The following is a 16058-nucleotide window of genomic DNA, read 5'->3' on the forward strand; positions in this document are numbered from 1 at the left end:
TACCCAGAGTGAGGGTCTGTGGGACGAAAAGCCAGAGGAAGCCCGAAATCTGTGGACACGGAATTGATTGAAGCCGGCTCCATGACTTCATAGAGTGACGACGTCGCTTGTCGGCCGGTCCCCTCACCCGCTCCCCGGCGCCGGGAACCTCCGCTCGTTGCGGTCGATCTTGGCGTCGAGGGCGGCGAGCGGGTCGATGCCGAGGACCTCGCACAGCTGGAGCAGATACGCGAGGACGTCGGCGACCTCGTCGGTGACACGGTGCGCGCTGTCCGCGTCGTCCATCACCCGGGCCGACTCCTCCGGGGTCAGCCACTGGAAGATCTCGACCAGTTCGGAGGCCTCCACGCTCAGTGCGGCCACCAGGTTCTTGGGGGTGTGGTACGGCTGCCAGTTCCGGGCGGCCGCGAACTCGGCCAGTCTGCGCTGGAGCTTCGCCACGTTCAGGTCGTCCGTCACGGCCAGAGTTCCACCTTCGGTGCGTCCGTTCTCGTCACGACCGAAGGTCTACCACCGAGACGCCGGGCAGCCCGCGGGCCCAGGAGGCGTCACTCACGGCGCCCACCAGTCGGATGTGCCCGCGCTCGCACATCCGCACCGCCAGCCGCACCAGTTCCTGCGTCTGCCGGGCGTCCAGGCGGTCGTCGAAGCCGTCGGCCAGGACCGTCAGCGACTGGAGCGCCTGCGGGACCTCGCCCGACTGGTCGACCTCCAGCACGCCGGGCCCGGTGAGCAGAACCAAGGCGAGCGCGAGGTAGCGCAGTTCGCCGTCGCCGAGCAGCCCGAGCGGTGTGCGCACGCCGTCGCCGCGGTCGAGGAGCCCGCGGACGGTGCCGTCGCCGAGCGGTTCGGCCGACACGTCGGCGACCGGTCCCGCGCATCCGGCCCGTGCCGCCGCCACAAGGTGCGCGTAGCGGTGGGCGCACTCCGAACGCGTGCGCCACAGCACCTCGGCGAGGTTGTCGCAGCCTCCCAGGAGCCGTCCCGCGCCGACCGGTGCGGGCGCGCGCATGCGACGGGGGCTCGGGGCGCAGGCGTAGACGGACCGCAGGGCGAGCACCACCTGTTCGGCGGCGGCGAGGACTTGGCGTTCGCCGTCCGTGCGGCCCCCGACGCGCAACGGCAGCAGCGCGGTGCCGAGGCGGTCGTCCGGGAGCGGGCCCCTGGTCACCGCGGACGACCCTCCCGTGTGCCAGGCCGCCTGGACGGACCGGCGGCCGGGGTCGCGCAGGGCCGTCTCCAGCAGGATCCGCCCGCCCGCCGTCAACCGCTCACCCACGATGCGCAGTTCGGGCTCGGCCTGCACGGCGACGTCGAGCCGCACCGGGCCCTCGGGGCCGTCCACCGTGCAGCCGATACGGAAGCCGCGTCGCCGCTGGGCGTCCGGCCGGGCCGTCTCGGGCACGCAGTTGACCGGATCGGGGAACACCTCCGCCAGTCCGGCGCCGCCGCCGAGCCCCGCCAACGCCTCGTACGCCCGCAGGGCGACGGTCTTGCCGCTGCCGCTGGGACCGGTGACGAGGGTGAGCGGTCCCAGCGGGAACCGGACACCGCGGTGGGCGGCGAAGGCGGCGAGCCGCAGTTCGGTGATGCCCGGGCGGTCGGGGCGCGTGCACACCGTCACGACGGCCTCCGGGGATGACACGGTCATATCCGGACCGTAGGCCTCCGCCGGGCGGCGAACCGTTCCGGCCCGGAGACCTTCCCACGATCGGGGGAGCGCGTCGCAGCCTGGCGCGCGCACCGCGATCCGCGCCGGCCGGACCCCGGCCTCCGCGGGACGGGCTCGCTCACCACTCCCGCGGGACGGGCTCGCCCACCACTCGGCGGGCCTGCCCACCGCCCCCGCGGGACGGGCCGGTCCGGCACCCGCCCGGCCCGCGCGGCTTCCGGACCCGGTCCGGCCCGCGGCCGACGACTCCGGCACCGGGCCGACTTCAGGGCCCTGTCCGACCCCCGCTCAGCCCCGGTGTCACGGGGCCCGAATCGAACCCCGCGCACCCCCGGACTACGCACCGGAACCCGCGCACGCCGTGACCCCGTACCGGACCCGCTCGATTCCCCTTCAGGCGCCGGGAACCCCGGCCCCCTCCATCAGCCCGCGCACCTCGGTCCCCGGCGGTGTCAGCAGGAACACGTTCCGGTCGACCCGGTGCATGCTGCTCGCGAGCCCGAAGACCACACCGGTGCTGAAGTCCAGCACCCGCTTGGCGACATCGGTCTCCGCGCCGGTCAGGTCCAGGAGCACCGGAATGCCCGCCATCAGCGTCTCGGCGACCTCGCGGGCGTCCGCGAAGACATTGACCCGCAGCACCACGAAACGGCGCCGGGCCTCGGTCGGGGCGTCGGGGATCGACCGGTGGCCGACTGCCGACGGCCATGCGTCCCTGCCCCGCAGCGGAACGACCTGGGCGAGCCCCTCCCACTGTTCGTCGGTGACGTCGTGGCTGTTCACTCGTCCACCCCGTCCTGACTCGCACTCGGTATCTGCACCGGGCAATTCTTACGCATGGTCACCCGTTCGGCCCAACAGCGACACGGTCCGCGACGCGGTCGCACGCCCATCCGCTGCGGCAAACTGCACATAACCCAGCAAAACCTGCGTCCAGTAGAGCGATCGAGGCCTCCCCATGAGTCTGAGCATCCGCAACCAGCTGCCCGGCACCGTCGTCTCCGTCACCGCGGGTGAGGTGATGGCGACGGTGAAGGTCCGTCTCGACGGCGGCCAGGAGATCGTCGCGGCCGTCACCCTGGAAGCCGTCGAGGACCTGGGCCTGGCCGCCGGCTCCACGGTGCGCGCCCTCGTCAAGTCGACGGAGGTGTCCCTGGCGACCGGGCCGGTCGACGGGGTGAGCATCCGCAACCAGCTGCCCGGCACGATCACGGACGTCGCCACCGGCGGGGCCATGGCACGCGTCAAGGTCGACGTCGCGGGCGGCGAGCTGACCTCGGCCATCACCAGGGACGCGGTCACCGAACTCGGCCTGGTCTCCGGCGCCCGCGTCGTGGCGCTCATCAAGTCCACCGAGGTGTCGCTCTCCAACGCCTGACGCCCGGGCCGCCGTTGCGTCGGCGCAGGCCGGGCGGCCGGCGCGCTCGTCCGGGTCGCCAACGGGGGCGGCACGGCCCTGCGTCCCCACTTCACCCCGCCGGAGGGGCAGGGCATGAGCCGCTGCTGGGGCGCCGAGGCGGCTCCCGCCGCGCTGCGCCCATGACACGGCCCGCTACGAACTCCTGCCGCCCGAAGGGAGGTTCGTCCTGCCGCGCAAGGGTGTCCGGGTACGGGTGCGGGCGGTCTCCGCGGCGCCGATGACCCTGCCGAGCACCGACGCCCATGTGCCGGACCTCCGGCACCTTCGCCCCTGACACCCGCCGCATGTCCGATCACCGGAGTCGGACCCGCCGCGGCGCACGAAGGTGCATGCTGGAACTCCCGTTCGCCCGGGGGCCCTTGCATGCGCGCGGCACGCGGCCGCTGCCGGACGGGCTTGGTCGTGATGGTCGTCGCCGAGTGCGCGGAGGTCGTGGGGCGTGAGTGTGGAGGACTTCTCGGAGCGGCCGGGCGTCGCGTTCGTCGCGGGCGGTACGGGCGGCATCGGCGCGGCGGTCGTACGGACGCTGGCCGGGCGGGGCAGCGACGTGGCGTTCACGTACCGCGGCCGACGGACGGCGGCCGACGCGCTCGCCGAGGAGGTGGGCCGGCCGGGGCGCCGCGCGCTGGCACTGCGCGTCGACCTGAGCGACGAGGCGGCCACGGCGCAGGCCGTGGCGGAGGCCGCCGCCTCCGGGGGGCTGCACACCCTCGTGTACGCGGCGGGTCCGCACGTGCCCATGGTGCATCTGAGCAAGGTCACGCCCAGCCAGTACCGCGCCCAACTCGACGCGGACGCGGGGGCGTTCTTCAATCTCGTGCATCCCGCGCTGCCGCTGCTGCGGGAGAGCCGGGGCAGCATCGTCGCGGTCACCACCGTGGCCACCCGGCGGTTCCCCGTCCGCGACGGGTTGTCGTCCGGCACGAAGGGGGCGGTCGAGGCGGTGGCCCGGGCGCTGGCCGCCGAGGAGGGGCGGTACGGCGTCCGCGTGAACTGCGTCGGCCCCGGCATGCTGACCGACGGCAACGCGGCGCGGCTGATCGGCTCCGGCGAGCTCGACGAAGCCGCGCTGGAGATCACCCGGCGGAACATCCCGCTGCGCCGCTTCGGCGCCGCGACGGACATCGCCGAGGCGGTCGCGTTCCTCGCCTCCGACCGAGCGGGATTCATCACCGGACAGGCACTGGGAGTCGACGGCGGCTACAGCGTCTAGCGGTCGCCGCTCCCCCGCGGGCCAGGTGGCGCGTCGGGGAAACCACCACGGCGGCCCGCGACGGGGCAGCCCGCGCCGCCGGGCCACGGACGCGGTGACCTCGACCGCGGTGACCTCCGACGCGGTACCTCGACCGCGGCGCGGAGGAGCGCGCCACGCGCCGCCGTGACGAGGTTCCCCTCGCGCGCGGGACGCGGGACCGTGTCACAGCGGGATGCGGGACGCGGGACCGTGCGTCAGCGGGACACGACCCCGTCGCGACGGGCGCGGGACCGTGTCACGGCGGGACTCGACCATGGCACGGCGGGACGCGGGACCATGTCACGGCCCCCGCCGCCTGTCTGCCTGAACCGGCGAGCTCCAGACCCCCCGTCAGCCGCAACCGGCGAGCTCCAGACGCCCGGTCAGCCGGAACCGGCGAGCTCCAGGCCGCCCGACTCGGGCGGATCGTCGAGGAACTCGACCAGGGCCAGGGCCAGCAGGGCGCCGAGCGCGATCCAGAGCGTCACGGCGGCGGTGGGGTAGTTCCAGGCGAGCAGTGTGGCGGCCGCGACGGCGACCACGGTCCAGTTCAGCCAGCGCTTCGACCGGTGCACTCGGGTGCCGACGGATCCCGCCTCGAAGCCCGTGGCCTCGCGCACGGCACCGATGCCGGCGGTCCAGGCGGACCGCACCCGGGAGGCGGCCCGGCCGGTCCCGGTCAGCCAGGCCGCGAGCGCCACGACGACGCCGAGGGTGATCAGCATGCGGACCGTGGTCCGCAGGTAGCGGACCAGCGCGTCGTAGACCGCCCCCGCGGCGGGCTGCGAGACCTTCGCCGGCAGTTCGTCGAGATAGAGCGCGCGGCCGATCCAGAGGCCCACTCCGAGGACGGCGGCGCCGAGCGCGACGGCGATGGCGACCGCGACGAGGGCCCGGCGTCTGCGCACGGCGGTCAGCACGGCCGCCGCCGCGAGGACCAGCGTCAGCACCGGCAGCCAGAACCCGGCGAGTTGCAGCAGCCGGTAGCCCTTCTGGGCCTTGCCGACGGAGTCGGAGGTCAGGACCGTGAAATCGGTGTGCACCTCGGGGATCTTCGACGCCACCGTCAGGCCCTTGTCGACGAGCGCCTGTTTCACCTGGTCGATGACGGGCGCGAGGTCGATGACCACGGAGTCGTCGGTGAGTTTCACCGCGCCGCCGCCGCTGCCGGTCAGCGCCTTGTCGACGGCGGCGTGAGCCCTTCTGTTCAGGTCCGTCCACAAGGTGGCGAAGGCGTCGCTGTCGACGAACTTCTCGGCGGTGCTGTGCACGAAGCCGGTGAGCCCGGAGGTGAGCGGGCCGCTCAGTTTCTCCAGGGCGGCGCTCAGCCGCGGCCGGTCCTCGGGCGCGACGGATTCGAGGAGTGTCTGGAGGTCGATGTGCTGCATCACCGCTTCGGTCACCCGGTCGGCGACGGCGGCCTGGACGTCCGGGTCGGAGGCGAGGGGCTTCACGGTCGCCACGTACCGGTCGGTGTCGGCGACCTCGCTCCTGGCCCAGGCGGCCACCGCGCTGAGCGGCGTGAGCACGAAAGTGAGGAGGATCAGCAGACCGGCGACGAGCGAGCGCAGCCGGTGCCGGGAGGTGGTGGGGCCGCCCTTGCGCTCCAGCTCCGCGACCCTGGCCCGCAGGTCGGCGAGTTCCGAACCGCCGGCCGCGCCCGTCGTGCGTCCGGCCCCGCGGTCGTCGGGACTGGCCATGGATGCTCCTTGCGTGGGGTCGGGGGCCGGTGGGGCGAAGCCGTCCGTCCGGCCCGCCGCGGGCCGCCTGTCAGCCCGTCGTGGGGCCGCGCTTGTGGACGGCGAGGGCCCAGATCACGAAGCAGTCGATGGCGATCACGACGAGGGACCACAGCGGCGCGTACGGCAGGAACATGAACTGGAAGATGATGCTCAGCGAGGCCAGCAGGATGCCGGTGAGGCGTGCCCAGTCGGCGTCCTTGAGGATGCCCCAGCCGACGACGATCGCGATGGCGCCGAGGACCACCAGGATCCAGCCCCAGCCGGTGAGGTTGATCCGGTACACGTAACCGTTCACGCGCGTGTACACGGTGTCCTCGACGATGGCGGAGATGCCCTGGAGGACGTGGAGAACGCCGTTGACGAACAGGAGGACACCCGCGAAGACGGTGCCCCCGGCCGCCCAGGCGTTGCGGGTCCGGTGCGAGGCCCCCGTACCCCCCGCGCCCGGCGCCGGCTGTCCCTGGTCTCCCCAGAGGGGCGCTTCGCCGCCCCCGGCGGAACCGGTGGAGGGGGCTGCGGCGCCGGTGGCGTGCGACGTGTCCGACGGCTGCGAGGCGTCCTGGCTCATGTGCGACCCCTTGTGTGGTGTCGGCGTGCGGTGCCGGCCGGGCCCGCCCGTGCGGCGAGCACCGAGTCGAGTTCGAGCCTCGGTCCCGGCCCGTCGCTCCGCCACACGGGTTCGGCCGTTCGGGTGACGACCGCGCCGGCGTCGGTGGGGCCCGTGCGCGGCGGCGGGCCCGGCCCGCGCGGCGGACCGCGTCGCCTGGCCCGTACCGGAGCCGGTACGGGACTCCGGGGCGGGTGTTTCGTGCTAGATACGAAATATGGCGCACCCGTCTCTTCCTTTCCGCGGCAGCCGTGCGCCCCGTCGCCTCCGGGACACGCGGACCGGGCGCGCACACGCGGGCGCCGTGCCGCGGCGGTCACCCGGCCGACGACGCTCCGCCCCGGGGCCGACGCATCGCACGCCTCGCACGCCCAACCGCTCACGCCGGACCGGGCGGGCCCCGCGGCGGTGTGGTGCCCCATGAGCCGCGCCGCGCCCCGCCGGCCCGCCGGGCCCTCGCCCGAACGGTCGCTACTGGCATCGGCGCTCGGCGACCCGGGCCGGCTGCCGGAGATCCTGGCGGCCTTCGCGGTCGCGCGGCACGGGCACGCGGCCGCCGACTCCGTGGCCCGGCTGCGCCACGACCGCCCCGGGGCGAGCACCCCGGAACTGCGGGCCCAGGTGATCACCCGGGGCCATCGCGCGGTCGTCGCGGAGGGAGCGATGGTGGGCGGCCCGTTCCTCGTGCTGGTGCCCTTCGCGTTCTGCGCGGCGCTGCTGCGACAGGGGCGCACGGTTCTGGAGCTGGCCGCGCTCGACGGTCACGACCCCACGACGAGCGCCCGCGTGGCCGAACTCCTCGCCCTTCAGGGCGTGTACGAGGACGCCCCGCGGGCGCAGGAGGCACTCGCGGGGATCGCCCGCGCCGAACCCCTCCCCCACCTGAAGCGCTGGCCGGCCATGTGGCGGCTCACCGTACGGATGGCCTGTCTGCTGGGTCTGGTCACGACCGGCGACGACACCGCGGGCCGGCGGCGGGTGCGCAGGATCGCCGTCCGGACGGGCCGGTGGACGCTGGTCGTCGCGGTCTTCCTGGTGGGCCTGGTGGCGCCGCTCGTCTGGCTCCCCTACCTGGCGTACGTCTACCGGCGTTCCGACAACCGTCTGACGGAACGGGCCCTCGCCCAGTACGGCGCGGTCAGCACACCCGCCCCACGCCGCCGGATCGCCCGTATCGAGCCCGAGGTGCTGTCCGCGGGGCTGCGCGCGTGCGTCTCGCTGCTCGTGCCGCTCGCCCTGGTCGCCCTGGCCGTCGTGGCGGACCTGCGCATCGCCGGGAGCAGATGGCCGGTGCTGGCGATCGCCCTGGCGGTCGCGTCGCTCCTGGCCGGCGGTCTGTGGCTGTGGCTGCGCCACCGCAGGCGCAGCGAACGGGCGTGAGGGCGAGTTCGGCCTCCGCGCCGCCCGGCACCCCTGCGGCGCGGCTGTACGGCGACGGCGGGCGCCCGGACCGGCCGGCGTCCGGCGCCCGGGTCACACGGCCTCACGTACGGCGTCGAACGCCTCCCGCAGCAGGGTGCCGAAGTCGTCGACGGAACGCCGTTCGGGGCCCGCGGCGTCCTTCGACACGTGCGCGAGCAGGGCGCTGCGGATGACGGCGACCGACACGCGGGCCAGCACCGCGGCCCTTCGCGCGCGCCGGTCGTCCGGCTCGTCGGGGTGCTGCTCGGCCAGACGCGCGACGAGCGCGTCGGCGATGCCGTCCTCGAAGTCGGTGAGGACGTGGGTGCGCCGGGCGCCGGTGGGCAGCGCGCGCGGCGGTGTGCCGACGAACAGGATGGCCAGGCCCTCGTCGAGCGCGCCGGCTGCCTCGACGAGGCCGTTGAGGACGGCGGTGAGCGGGGGTTCGCCGGCCGGGCGCCGCGGGATCTCCCGTCGCAGCAGGGGTACGAGGTCGAGGACCTCGGCGAAGACCAGGTCCTCCTTGGAGGGGAAGTAGCGGAAGAAGGTGCGCTCAGTGACGCCGGCCGCCGCGGCGATGTCCTTGACGGTCGTCTCCTGGTAGCCGCGTTCGGCGAACATGCGCGCCGCGGTCTGGAGCAGGGTCCGCCGCGTCGCGGCCTTCTTCCGGTCCCGCAGCCCCGGTTCGCGCTCGCCCCAGTCGTTCACCTGGTCATCCTGTCACGCCACTGGTGCGACGACGGGCCCCCGTCCAGCAAAGTGTCAGCCCTGACACTTTGTGTATCGTGTCAGTCATGACACTTTTTGGTGGGCGGCTGCCCCTGCGCGCCCTGACACGCCGGACCCGGGGGCGTCGCGGCCCGGGACACCCCGCCACGGGACGCCCCGTCACGAGACGCCGCACCGTGGTCGCCGTGTTCACGGCCCTCGCGCTCGGCGGTGCCGCCGTGACGGCGGAGGCGGTGGTCCGGCACCGGGTCGGCGACCGTTTCGCGACGGCGGCGGCCGAGCGGCTGGGCACGGTCCCCGACGTGGGCATGGGCGGCACTCCCGTGCTGATGCAGCTGTCCCGGGGCGCGTTCCCGGACGTCGAGCTCACGGCCGACGGTGTGACCGCCCGGCGGATGACCGGACTCGGCGTCGACGTCCATCTGCGGGACGTACGGCGGGCCTCGGGGAGGGTCACCGTCGGGTCGAGCACCGCGGACGTCACCGTCGGCGCCGACCGGCTCGGCGGCGACGAGCTGAGACGGATGAACGGGGTGGTCGTCCCCGACCCGGGAACCGGACGGCTCCTCGTCCGTCTCGGCCGCACGGGCGCGCTCACCGTCCCCGTCACCCCGTCGCTGGACGGCACGACCGTCCGCGTCACGCCCGCCCGGCCGACGTTCGACGGCGCTCCCCTCCCCGACGCGCTGTCCGCGAAGATCACCGGCAAGGTGCGACGCACCGTCGAACTGACCGGTCTCCCCATGGACATGAAGCCGCGGAAGCTCGCCGTCACCGACGACGGGCTGCGTCTCAGCCTGCGCGGTGGCCGCGCCGCCCTCGCCCTCTGACCCCGCCGGCGCGGCACGGGACACACGGGACCGCACCACCGTCCCCCGCCGCATCCGTCCCGATCTGCGCCGGCCCGGGTGGCGCGGGACCGCGTCGGTCCCCACCTCCCCGATGTCCGCCGCCGGCACCGGCACCGGACGCGCGGGACCGCACCGGCCCCCGCCGCGTCCACCGCACCGGCCCCGGCCGACGCCCGAGAAACCCCTCCCCGACCGTGCCGCTCATCCCCGCAAGTCCCCCCTTAAAGGAGTGGTTCTCCCATGGCTTCCCTGCTTCACCGGCTCGGCCGCGCCGCCTTCCGGCATCGCCGTGCCGTGCTGGCCGGCTGGCTCGTCGTGCTCGCGGCGGCCGTCGCCTGCGTGGCCGGCTTCGGCGGTACCACGAACGACGACTTCACCATCCCGGGCTCCGAGTCGCAGACCGCGATGGACGCCCTGAGGACCGAACTGCCCTCGGCGGCCGGCACCAGCGCCCAGATCGTCTTCGTCGCCCCCGAGGGCCACGAGATCACCGAACCCTCGTACGCGCGAGCCGTCAGCGCGACCATGGCACAGGCCGGGAAGGCGCCCCAGGTCACCCACGTCAGCGACCCGATGACCGCGGGCCTCGTCTCCCGCGACCGCACGACCGCCCTCGGGCAGGTGCGCTACGACGTGACGAAGGCCCAACTGGCCGCGGACAGCCTCACCGTTCTGGAGAGGTCGACCCGACCGGCCGAGGACGCCGGACTCACCGTGGACGTCGGCGGGTCCGCGTACGGCAGCGACAAGAGCACCGGTCACTCCAAGGAGGCGATGGGGCTGCTGTTCGCGCTCGTCGTGCTGACGGTGACCTTCGGCTCGCTGTTCGCCGCCGGCATGCCGCTGCTGACCGCGGTGACCGGTGTCGCCGTCACCCTGCTCGGCCTCCAGGCGCTGACCGGCGTCCTGACCGTCTCCGGCACCGCGCCCTCGCTCGCGTCGATGCTCGGTCTCGCCGTCGGCATCGACTACGCGCTGTTCATCGTGTCCCGCCACCGCTCCCAACTGGCGTCCGGCATGGAAGCCGAGGAGTCCGCGGCCGCCGCGACCGCCACGGCGGGCGGCGCGGTCGTCTTCGCCGGGCTCACGGTGGTCATCGCGCTGTGCGGGCTGGCCGTGGTCCGCATCCCGTTCCTGACCGTGATGGGCCTGAGCGGTGCCGCGGCCGTGCTGATCGCGGTGGCCGTCGCGCTCACGCTGCTGCCCGCCCTGATGGGCTTCGCCGGTGACCGGTTGCGGCCCCGGCCCGGTTCGCGGACCGCCCGGCGTGAGCGCGCCGCCCACGACGACGGGCGGAGCCGACGGCCGAACCTCGGCGAACGGTGGGGCCGGCTGGCGATCCGCCGCCCGCTGCTCACCCTGAGCGCAGTACTCCTCGCACTGCTCGCCGTGGCCGTCCCGGCGCGGGATCTGCACCTCGCCCTGCTCGACAACGGATCGGCGCCGGCGGACAGCACCGAGCGCAGGACGTACGACATCGTCTCGAAGGAGTTCGGCCCCGGGTTCAACGGGCCGCTGCTGATCCTCGCCGACACCTCTCGCACCGCGGACCCCCGGCAGGCCACGGCCGCGCTCGCCGAGGACCTCGAGGCCATGGACGGCGTCGCCACCGTCGGCGCGCCCCAGCTCGTCGACCACGGCGACGCGGCGGTCGTCCAGGTGGTGCCGCGGACCGGGCCCGCCGACGAGCGGACCAGGGAACTCGTCGAGCACATCAGGGACCGGTCGGCCGACTGGCAGCGTGCGCCGGGCACCCGGGTGCGGGTGACCGGGAGCACCGCGGTCGGCATCGACGTCTCCGACCGGCTCGCCGACTCCCTGGTGCCCTTCGCCCTGGTCGTCGTGGGCCTCTCACTGCTGCTTTTGCTGCTGCTGTTCCGCTCCCTGGTCGTCCCGCTCAAGGCGGGTCTCGGCTTCCTGCTCTCCGTGGCCGCCACGTTCGGAGCGGTCGTCGCCGTCTTCCAACGGGGCCTTCTCGCCGACATGCTGGGCGTGGCGCGGACCGGGCCGGTGGTGAGCATCCTGCCGATCCTGGTGATGGCGGTGCTGTTCGGACTCGCCATGGACTACGAGGTGTTCATGGTCAGCCGGATGCGTGAGGCCTACGTGCACGGGGCCGGGCCCCGGGACGCGATCCTGGCCGGCTCGCGGCACGCCTCGCGGGTGGTCACCGGCGCCGCCCTGATCATGTTCGCGGTCTTCGCGAGCTTCGTGCCGGGGAGCAGCAGCATGCTGAAGCCCATCGCGTTCGCGCTGGCCTTCGGTGTCCTCGTCGACGCGTTCGTCGTCCGCATGACCCTCGTACCCGCCGTTCTCGCCCTCGTCGGCCGGGCCGCCTGGTGGCTGCCGACGTGGCTGGCGCGGCTGCTGCCGGAGGTGGACATCGAGGGCGAGCGCCTGCGCACGGCGGGCGCGGGGACTCCCGACGCCGGCACGGCCCGGGAGGAGGTCCCGGCCGGCGCCCCGGACGAACGCACCCTGCCGCCGGGTGTGCACGGCGGCTAGGGGCGTCAGCGGACGGGCTCCCGGCAGCGGCCCCTGGAGCCCGACGTCGCGGCTGCGGATGTCGTCCAGGGACTCGCGGCGTACGAGGAGTCGGGCATGGCCCGCGTGCACGGCGGCGACGAACGGACGGCCGACCATGTTGTACCCGGAGGCCATGGACAGGTGGTAGGCGCCCGCGACGGGGTCAGTTCGGCGCGCACCTGCCGCGTCGGCGCCGTGAGGTCGAGGGCCGGTTCGGAGCGGTGGGCGATGCCGTGCCCGCCGCCCAGGTCGAGTTCGGGCAGGACGAGTCCGTGCTGCCCGCGCAGCCGGGGCATCAGCTCCGCGCACTGCCCCGCGCGGGTCAGCCGGACTGGCGGGGCAGGCGCACCACCTGGACGAAGAAGTCGTCGATCTGGCGGACGGCGGCGATGAACTGGTCCAGGTCGACCGGCTTGGTGACGTAGGCGTTGGCGTGGAGCTTGTAGCTGCGCAGGATGTCCTCCTCGGCCGCGGAGGTGGTGAGCACCACGACCGGGATGTGCGACAGCGCCGGATCGGACTTGATCTTCTCCAGGACCTGCCGGCCGTCGTACTTGGGCAGGTTGAGGTCGAGCAGGATCAGATCGGGCTGCGGCACGTCGGCGTGCGCCCCACGCCGGTAGAGGAAGTCGAGCGCCTCCTCGCCGTCCCGCACCACGTGCAGGGTGTTGCCGATCTTGTTGTCCTCGAACGCCTCCCGGGTCATCAGTTCGTCGCCCGGGTCGTCCTCGACGAGCAGGACGTCGATGGGGGTGGCTGCGGGGGTGGTCATGTCAGGCTCTTCTCCTCGGTGCCGGCCGTGCCGTCGGTGTCGGTACGGTCGTCCGCGTCGGTGCGCGTGCCGTCCGTCGTCTCGGTGCGCGTGTCCTCGCCGCTGTCGGCGCTCGTGCCCTCGCCCGTGTCGATGCGCGTGGCGTCCGCCTCGCCGGTGCCGGCGCCCTCCGCCGCGTCGGCCCGGTCGCCCTCCGCGGTCTCGGCGACGGACGGGAAGGTGAAGCAGAGGCGGGCGCCCTCGGTGTACGCGGTGTCCAGCCAGATGCGGCCGCCGTGGTACTCGACGATCTTCTTGCAGAGCGCCAGGCCTATGCCCGTGCCCCCGTAGGCGTCACGGCCGTGCAGCCGCTGGAAGATGACGAAGACCTTCTCCGCGAACTCCTCGGGTATGCCGATGCCGTTGTCGCTCACGGACAGCCGCCAGGCGTCGGAGTCCTCCGGATCGCGCTCACAGGTGATGCGGATGTGCGGCGAGCGGTCGGGGTGACGGAACTTGACGGCGTTGCCGACGAGGTTCTGCCAGAGCATGGTCAGCAGCGTCGGATCCCCGATGATCCGGGGCAGTTCGTCCGGCCGGTCGACGACCGCGCCGGTGTCGGCGACGACGCTGTCCAGGTTGGTCAGTGCCTTGGAGAGCAGCTGGTCCAGATCGGCGGGCAGACGGGCGTCGTTGACACGGCCCACGCGGGAGAAGGTGAGCAGGTCGTTGATGAGGACCTGCATCCGCTTGGCGCCGTCGACCGCGAAGTCGATGTACTGCCGGGCGCGGTCGTCCAACTGGTCGCCGTACCGCTTCTCCAGCAGCTGGCAGAAGGAGGCCACCTTGCGCAGCGGCTCCTGGAGATCGTGCGAGGCCACGTAGGCGAACTGCTCCAGCTCGGCGTTGGAGCGGCGCAGCTCCACGGCCTGGGCGTCCAGGTCGGCGGCCTGCCGGGCCAGGGCGTCCTGCTGCTCGCGGGAGGCGTCGAGCGCGAAGACGATCCGCTGCCGCATGTCCTCCACGTCCCGCGCGACCGCGGTGACGTCCACCGGACCGCCGCCGGTGATGACATGCCCGAACTCGCCCCGCGCCACCCGGCGGGTGGCGGCGCGCAGGTCCTCCAGCGGACGCGCCACGAGCAGGCGTACGAGGACCGTCAGCGCCACGCCGGTCAGCAGGAACGCCACGACCATGCCGATCAGCACGGCGTCGCGCACCTTCCGGGCGTGATCCAGCCGGTGCTTGCCGTCCTGGACCGCCGTCTTGAGAGCGGTGTTCTGCGCGGCCAGCACCGAACGGATGCGGTCGAAGTCCTTCTTGCCGCGCTTCGCGGTCGCCCCGTCGATCGTGCGCGGTTCACCCTGCGTCACACCGGCCACCAGGGGGTCGGCGTAGGCGCGCCGCCAGTCCGCCGCCCGCCGCTCGACCGCCTCCAGGTTCGCGAGGAGGTCGGAACGGTCACCGATGAGCTCACGGATCCGGGCGGCCGCGCGCCGCTCGTCCTTCTGTCCCTGGGTGTACGGGGCCAGGAACTGCCGGTCGGCCGCGATGGCGTAACCGCGCACGCCCGTCTCCTGATTGAACAGGGCGGACTGGAGCCGGTACGCCTCCGTCTGGGCCGGCGCGACGTGCTGGAGCATCTCGTCGGTGACCGACGCCGTCCGCTGAAGCATCGCGGCGCCCACCGCCGTCCCCACGACCACGAGCAACGCCATCAGCGCCAGCACCAGCCGGAACCAGCCCTGCACGGTCAGCCGGCGTCCGGCCCACGGCTCGGCGGTCATCGTGTGTATCCCGTCCTCGGACTCGCTGTTCCCTCTCACGCTCGTCACCGGCCTCAGTCCCAGCGCAGCCAGAGCACGGCGACGTCGTCGTCCAGCCCGCCCTGCCCCTCGGCCAGGCCCTCGGCCCGTTCGATGAGCCCGTCGACGAACGCGGCCGGGGCCAGGGGGACCAGCTCGCGTGCGACGTCCAGCAGCCCCTCCTCCCCCAGCCGTTCCGTGCCCCGGCCGACGCGCCCCTCGAACAGCCCGTCGGTGAACAGCACGAGCGCGGCACCCTCGGGCACCGAGAGCTGCTCCACCCGCCAGCGCGCCCCGCCGGGCACGATGCCCAGCGCCGGCCCGCCCAGGACCTCCACCCACTCGACGGCGCCGCCCGCGCACAGCAGCGCACCCGGGTGTCCCGCCCGTACCATCCGGACCCGGCGCTCGCCGGGGGTGGCGGTGAGGATGACCAAGGTGGCGAAGACGCCCGCCTTGGCCCGCTCGGCCATCAGGATCTCCTCCAGCCGGGCCACCTGGTCGGCGCCGGTGACGCCGCTGAGCACCAGGGTGCGCCACGCGATGCGCAGGGCCACCCCCAGGGCCGCCTCGTCGGGGCCGTGGCCGGAGACGTCTCCGATCATCGCGTGCACGGTGCCGTCGGCGCCCTGCACGATGTCGTAGAAGTCGCCGCCGAGCAGCGCGTGCGCGCGGCCGGGGCGGTAGCGGGTGACGACTTCGACGCCGTCGCCGCGCAGCAGCGGCCGCGGCAGCAGTCCCCGCTCCAGCCGGGCGTTCTCCCGGGCCTGCATCTGGCTCGCCTGCAACGCCACCGCGTCCCGCTCGCCGTGCTTGCGCTGGATCGCGTAGCGGACGGCCCGCCCGAACAGCTCCGGCTCGACGCGGCCCTTGACCAGGTAGTCCTGGGCGCCCGCCGCCACCGCGGCAAGTCCGGTGCCCTCCTCGGCGAGGCCGGTCAGCACCACGACGGCGACCCGTTCCGCACGCTCGCGCACCCGGGACACCGCCTCCAGGCCCTGGGCGTCCGGGAGATGCAGGTCCAGCAGGACGCAGTCCGGCAGCTCGGTCGCGAGCACGTCGCATGCCTCGGCCATCGAACGCACCCACCGCAGACGCATCTTGAGCGCGCTGTCGGCCACGAGTTCCTCGACGAGCAGGGCGTCGCCGGGGTCGTCCTCGACCAACAGGACCGACGGCTCCTTGTCCCCCCATGCCGCGGCACGATCGAGCGCGGGCGAAACCACGCCGGCAGCCCCGGGCTGCGACATCTTCATGAAAGCCCCCCACCCGCCACCTTCCGCCCACGTTCGGACGGACAACTCCGCGAGCATACTCACG

Annotated in this window: 14 protein-coding genes and 1 pseudogene; 5 read left to right on the forward strand and 10 right to left on the reverse strand. The window is 73.9% G+C overall.

What is annotated here, in order from left to right:
* Positions 1 to 123: 123 nt before the first annotated feature.
* From H305_RS0121690 to H305_RS0121700, 3 genes are all read right to left on the reverse strand, one after another.
* Entirely contained in the window at positions 124 to 459 is a 336-nt protein-coding gene (locus tag H305_RS0121690) for a nucleotide pyrophosphohydrolase (protein ID WP_028802232.1), read from the reverse strand.
* A 34-nt stretch (positions 460 to 493) separates the two neighbouring features.
* A complete protein-coding gene (locus H305_RS0121695; protein WP_028802233.1) occupies positions 494 to 1651 on the reverse strand; it encodes a biotin transporter BioY in 1158 nt (385 codons plus the stop codon).
* 414 nt (positions 1652 to 2065) lie between these two features.
* Entirely contained in the window at positions 2066 to 2455 is a 390-nt protein-coding gene (locus H305_RS0121700; RefSeq protein ID WP_028802234.1) for a cell division protein SepF, read from the reverse strand.
* A 175-nt stretch (positions 2456 to 2630) separates the two neighbouring features.
* Here H305_RS0121700 and H305_RS0121705 point away from each other — a divergent pair, with 175 nt between their 5' ends.
* Positions 2631 to 3050: a TOBE domain-containing protein gene (locus tag H305_RS0121705; RefSeq protein ID WP_028802235.1), complete on the forward strand. Its 420-nt coding sequence runs from the start codon at positions 2631 to 2633 to the stop codon at positions 3048 to 3050.
* A gap of 487 nt (positions 3051 to 3537) precedes the next feature.
* Positions 3538 to 4305 carry an SDR family NAD(P)-dependent oxidoreductase gene (locus H305_RS0121710; protein WP_028802236.1) on the forward strand — a complete coding sequence of 256 codons (768 nt, stop codon included), beginning with the start codon at positions 3538 to 3540 and terminating at the stop codon, positions 4303 to 4305.
* Between the two features lie 404 nt (positions 4306 to 4709).
* Here the strand turns inward: H305_RS0121710 and H305_RS46730 are convergent, their stop codons facing one another.
* Both H305_RS46730 and H305_RS0121720 read right to left on the reverse strand, forming a co-directional pair.
* Positions 4710 to 6026 (reverse strand): hypothetical protein, encoded by a 1317-nt coding sequence (locus H305_RS46730; protein WP_051370817.1) that lies wholly within the window; start codon positions 6024 to 6026, stop codon positions 4710 to 4712.
* A 70-nt stretch (positions 6027 to 6096) separates the two neighbouring features.
* Entirely contained in the window at positions 6097 to 6636 is a 540-nt protein-coding gene (locus H305_RS0121720) for a DUF7144 family membrane protein (protein WP_028802237.1), read from the reverse strand.
* 459 nt (positions 6637 to 7095) lie between these two features.
* Between H305_RS0121720 and H305_RS46735 the strand changes: the two genes are divergently transcribed.
* Positions 7096 to 8055, forward strand: coding sequence for a hypothetical protein (locus H305_RS46735; protein WP_051370819.1), 960 nt, complete (start codon positions 7096 to 7098; stop codon positions 8053 to 8055).
* Positions 8056 to 8148: 93 nt separating this feature from the next.
* Here the strand turns inward: H305_RS46735 and H305_RS49485 are convergent, their stop codons facing one another.
* Entirely contained in the window at positions 8149 to 8784 is a 636-nt protein-coding gene (locus H305_RS49485) for a TetR family transcriptional regulator (RefSeq protein WP_051370821.1), read from the reverse strand.
* 86 nt (positions 8785 to 8870) lie between these two features.
* On the opposite strand from H305_RS49485, the gene H305_RS0121735 reads away from it, so the two are divergent.
* Together H305_RS0121735 and H305_RS46745 are read left to right on the forward strand one after the other, a co-directional pair.
* The gene (locus H305_RS0121735; RefSeq protein WP_078629172.1) at positions 8871 to 9635 is read left to right on the forward strand and encodes a DUF2993 domain-containing protein; all 765 of its coding nucleotides are present in this window, start codon (positions 8871 to 8873) and stop codon (positions 9633 to 9635) included.
* A gap of 261 nt (positions 9636 to 9896) precedes the next feature.
* On the forward strand, positions 9897 to 12161 hold the full coding sequence (locus tag H305_RS46745; RefSeq protein WP_063611353.1) for an MMPL family transporter: 2265 nt from the start codon (positions 9897 to 9899) through the stop codon (positions 12159 to 12161).
* A gap of 36 nt (positions 12162 to 12197) precedes the next feature.
* Here H305_RS46745 and H305_RS54955 read toward each other — a convergent pair.
* From H305_RS54955 to H305_RS0121755, 4 genes and pseudogenes are all read right to left on the reverse strand, one after another.
* Positions 12198 to 12481 (reverse strand): annotated as a pseudogene (locus H305_RS54955) (diaminopimelate decarboxylase); the annotation flags it as partial.
* 23 nt (positions 12482 to 12504) lie between these two features.
* On the reverse strand, positions 12505 to 12954 hold the full coding sequence (locus H305_RS0121745) for a response regulator (RefSeq protein ID WP_028802239.1): 450 nt from the start codon (positions 12952 to 12954) through the stop codon (positions 12505 to 12507).
* The gene (locus H305_RS46750) at positions 12951 to 14720 is read right to left on the reverse strand and encodes a sensor histidine kinase (RefSeq protein WP_078629173.1); all 1770 of its coding nucleotides are present in this window, start codon (positions 14718 to 14720) and stop codon (positions 12951 to 12953) included. The genes H305_RS0121745 and H305_RS46750 overlap by 4 nt, the downstream gene beginning before the upstream one ends.
* Before the next feature lie 53 nt (positions 14721 to 14773).
* Positions 14774 to 15994: a PP2C family protein-serine/threonine phosphatase gene (locus H305_RS0121755; RefSeq protein WP_028802240.1), complete on the reverse strand. Its 1221-nt coding sequence runs from the start codon at positions 15992 to 15994 to the stop codon at positions 14774 to 14776.
* Positions 15995 to 16058 lie beyond the last annotated feature (64 nt).

This window comes from Streptomyces sp. 142MFCol3.1, from assembly GCF_000424945.1.
Lineage (GTDB): Bacteria > Actinomycetota > Actinomycetes > Streptomycetales > Streptomycetaceae > Streptomyces > Streptomyces siamensis.

Excerpts from the sequence above, each read along its gene's own strand:
- H305_RS46750 (WP_078629173.1), bottom strand. The coding sequence starts at position 14,720 with ATGACCGCCGAGCCGTGGGCCGGACGCCGGCTGACCGTGCAGGGCTGG.
- H305_RS0121735 (WP_078629172.1), top strand. The coding sequence starts at position 8,871 with ATGACACTTTTTGGTGGGCGGCTGCCCCTGCGCGCCCTGACACGCCGG.
- H305_RS46735 (WP_051370819.1), top strand. The coding sequence starts at position 7,096 with ATGAGCCGCGCCGCGCCCCGCCGGCCCGCCGGGCCCTCGCCCGAACGG.
- H305_RS0121695 (WP_028802233.1), bottom strand. The coding sequence starts at position 1,651 with ATGACCGTGTCATCCCCGGAGGCCGTCGTGACGGTGTGCACGCGCCCC.
- H305_RS0121705 (WP_028802235.1), top strand. The coding sequence starts at position 2,631 with ATGAGTCTGAGCATCCGCAACCAGCTGCCCGGCACCGTCGTCTCCGTC.
- H305_RS0121755 (WP_028802240.1), bottom strand. The coding sequence starts at position 15,994 with ATGAAGATGTCGCAGCCCGGGGCTGCCGGCGTGGTTTCGCCCGCGCTC.
- H305_RS46745 (WP_063611353.1), top strand. The coding sequence starts at position 9,897 with ATGGCTTCCCTGCTTCACCGGCTCGGCCGCGCCGCCTTCCGGCATCGC.
- H305_RS46730 (WP_051370817.1), bottom strand. The coding sequence starts at position 6,026 with ATGGCCAGTCCCGACGACCGCGGGGCCGGACGCACGACGGGCGCGGCC.
- H305_RS0121720 (WP_028802237.1), bottom strand. The coding sequence starts at position 6,636 with ATGAGCCAGGACGCCTCGCAGCCGTCGGACACGTCGCACGCCACCGGC.
- H305_RS0121745 (WP_028802239.1), bottom strand. The coding sequence starts at position 12,954 with ATGACCACCCCCGCAGCCACCCCCATCGACGTCCTGCTCGTCGAGGAC.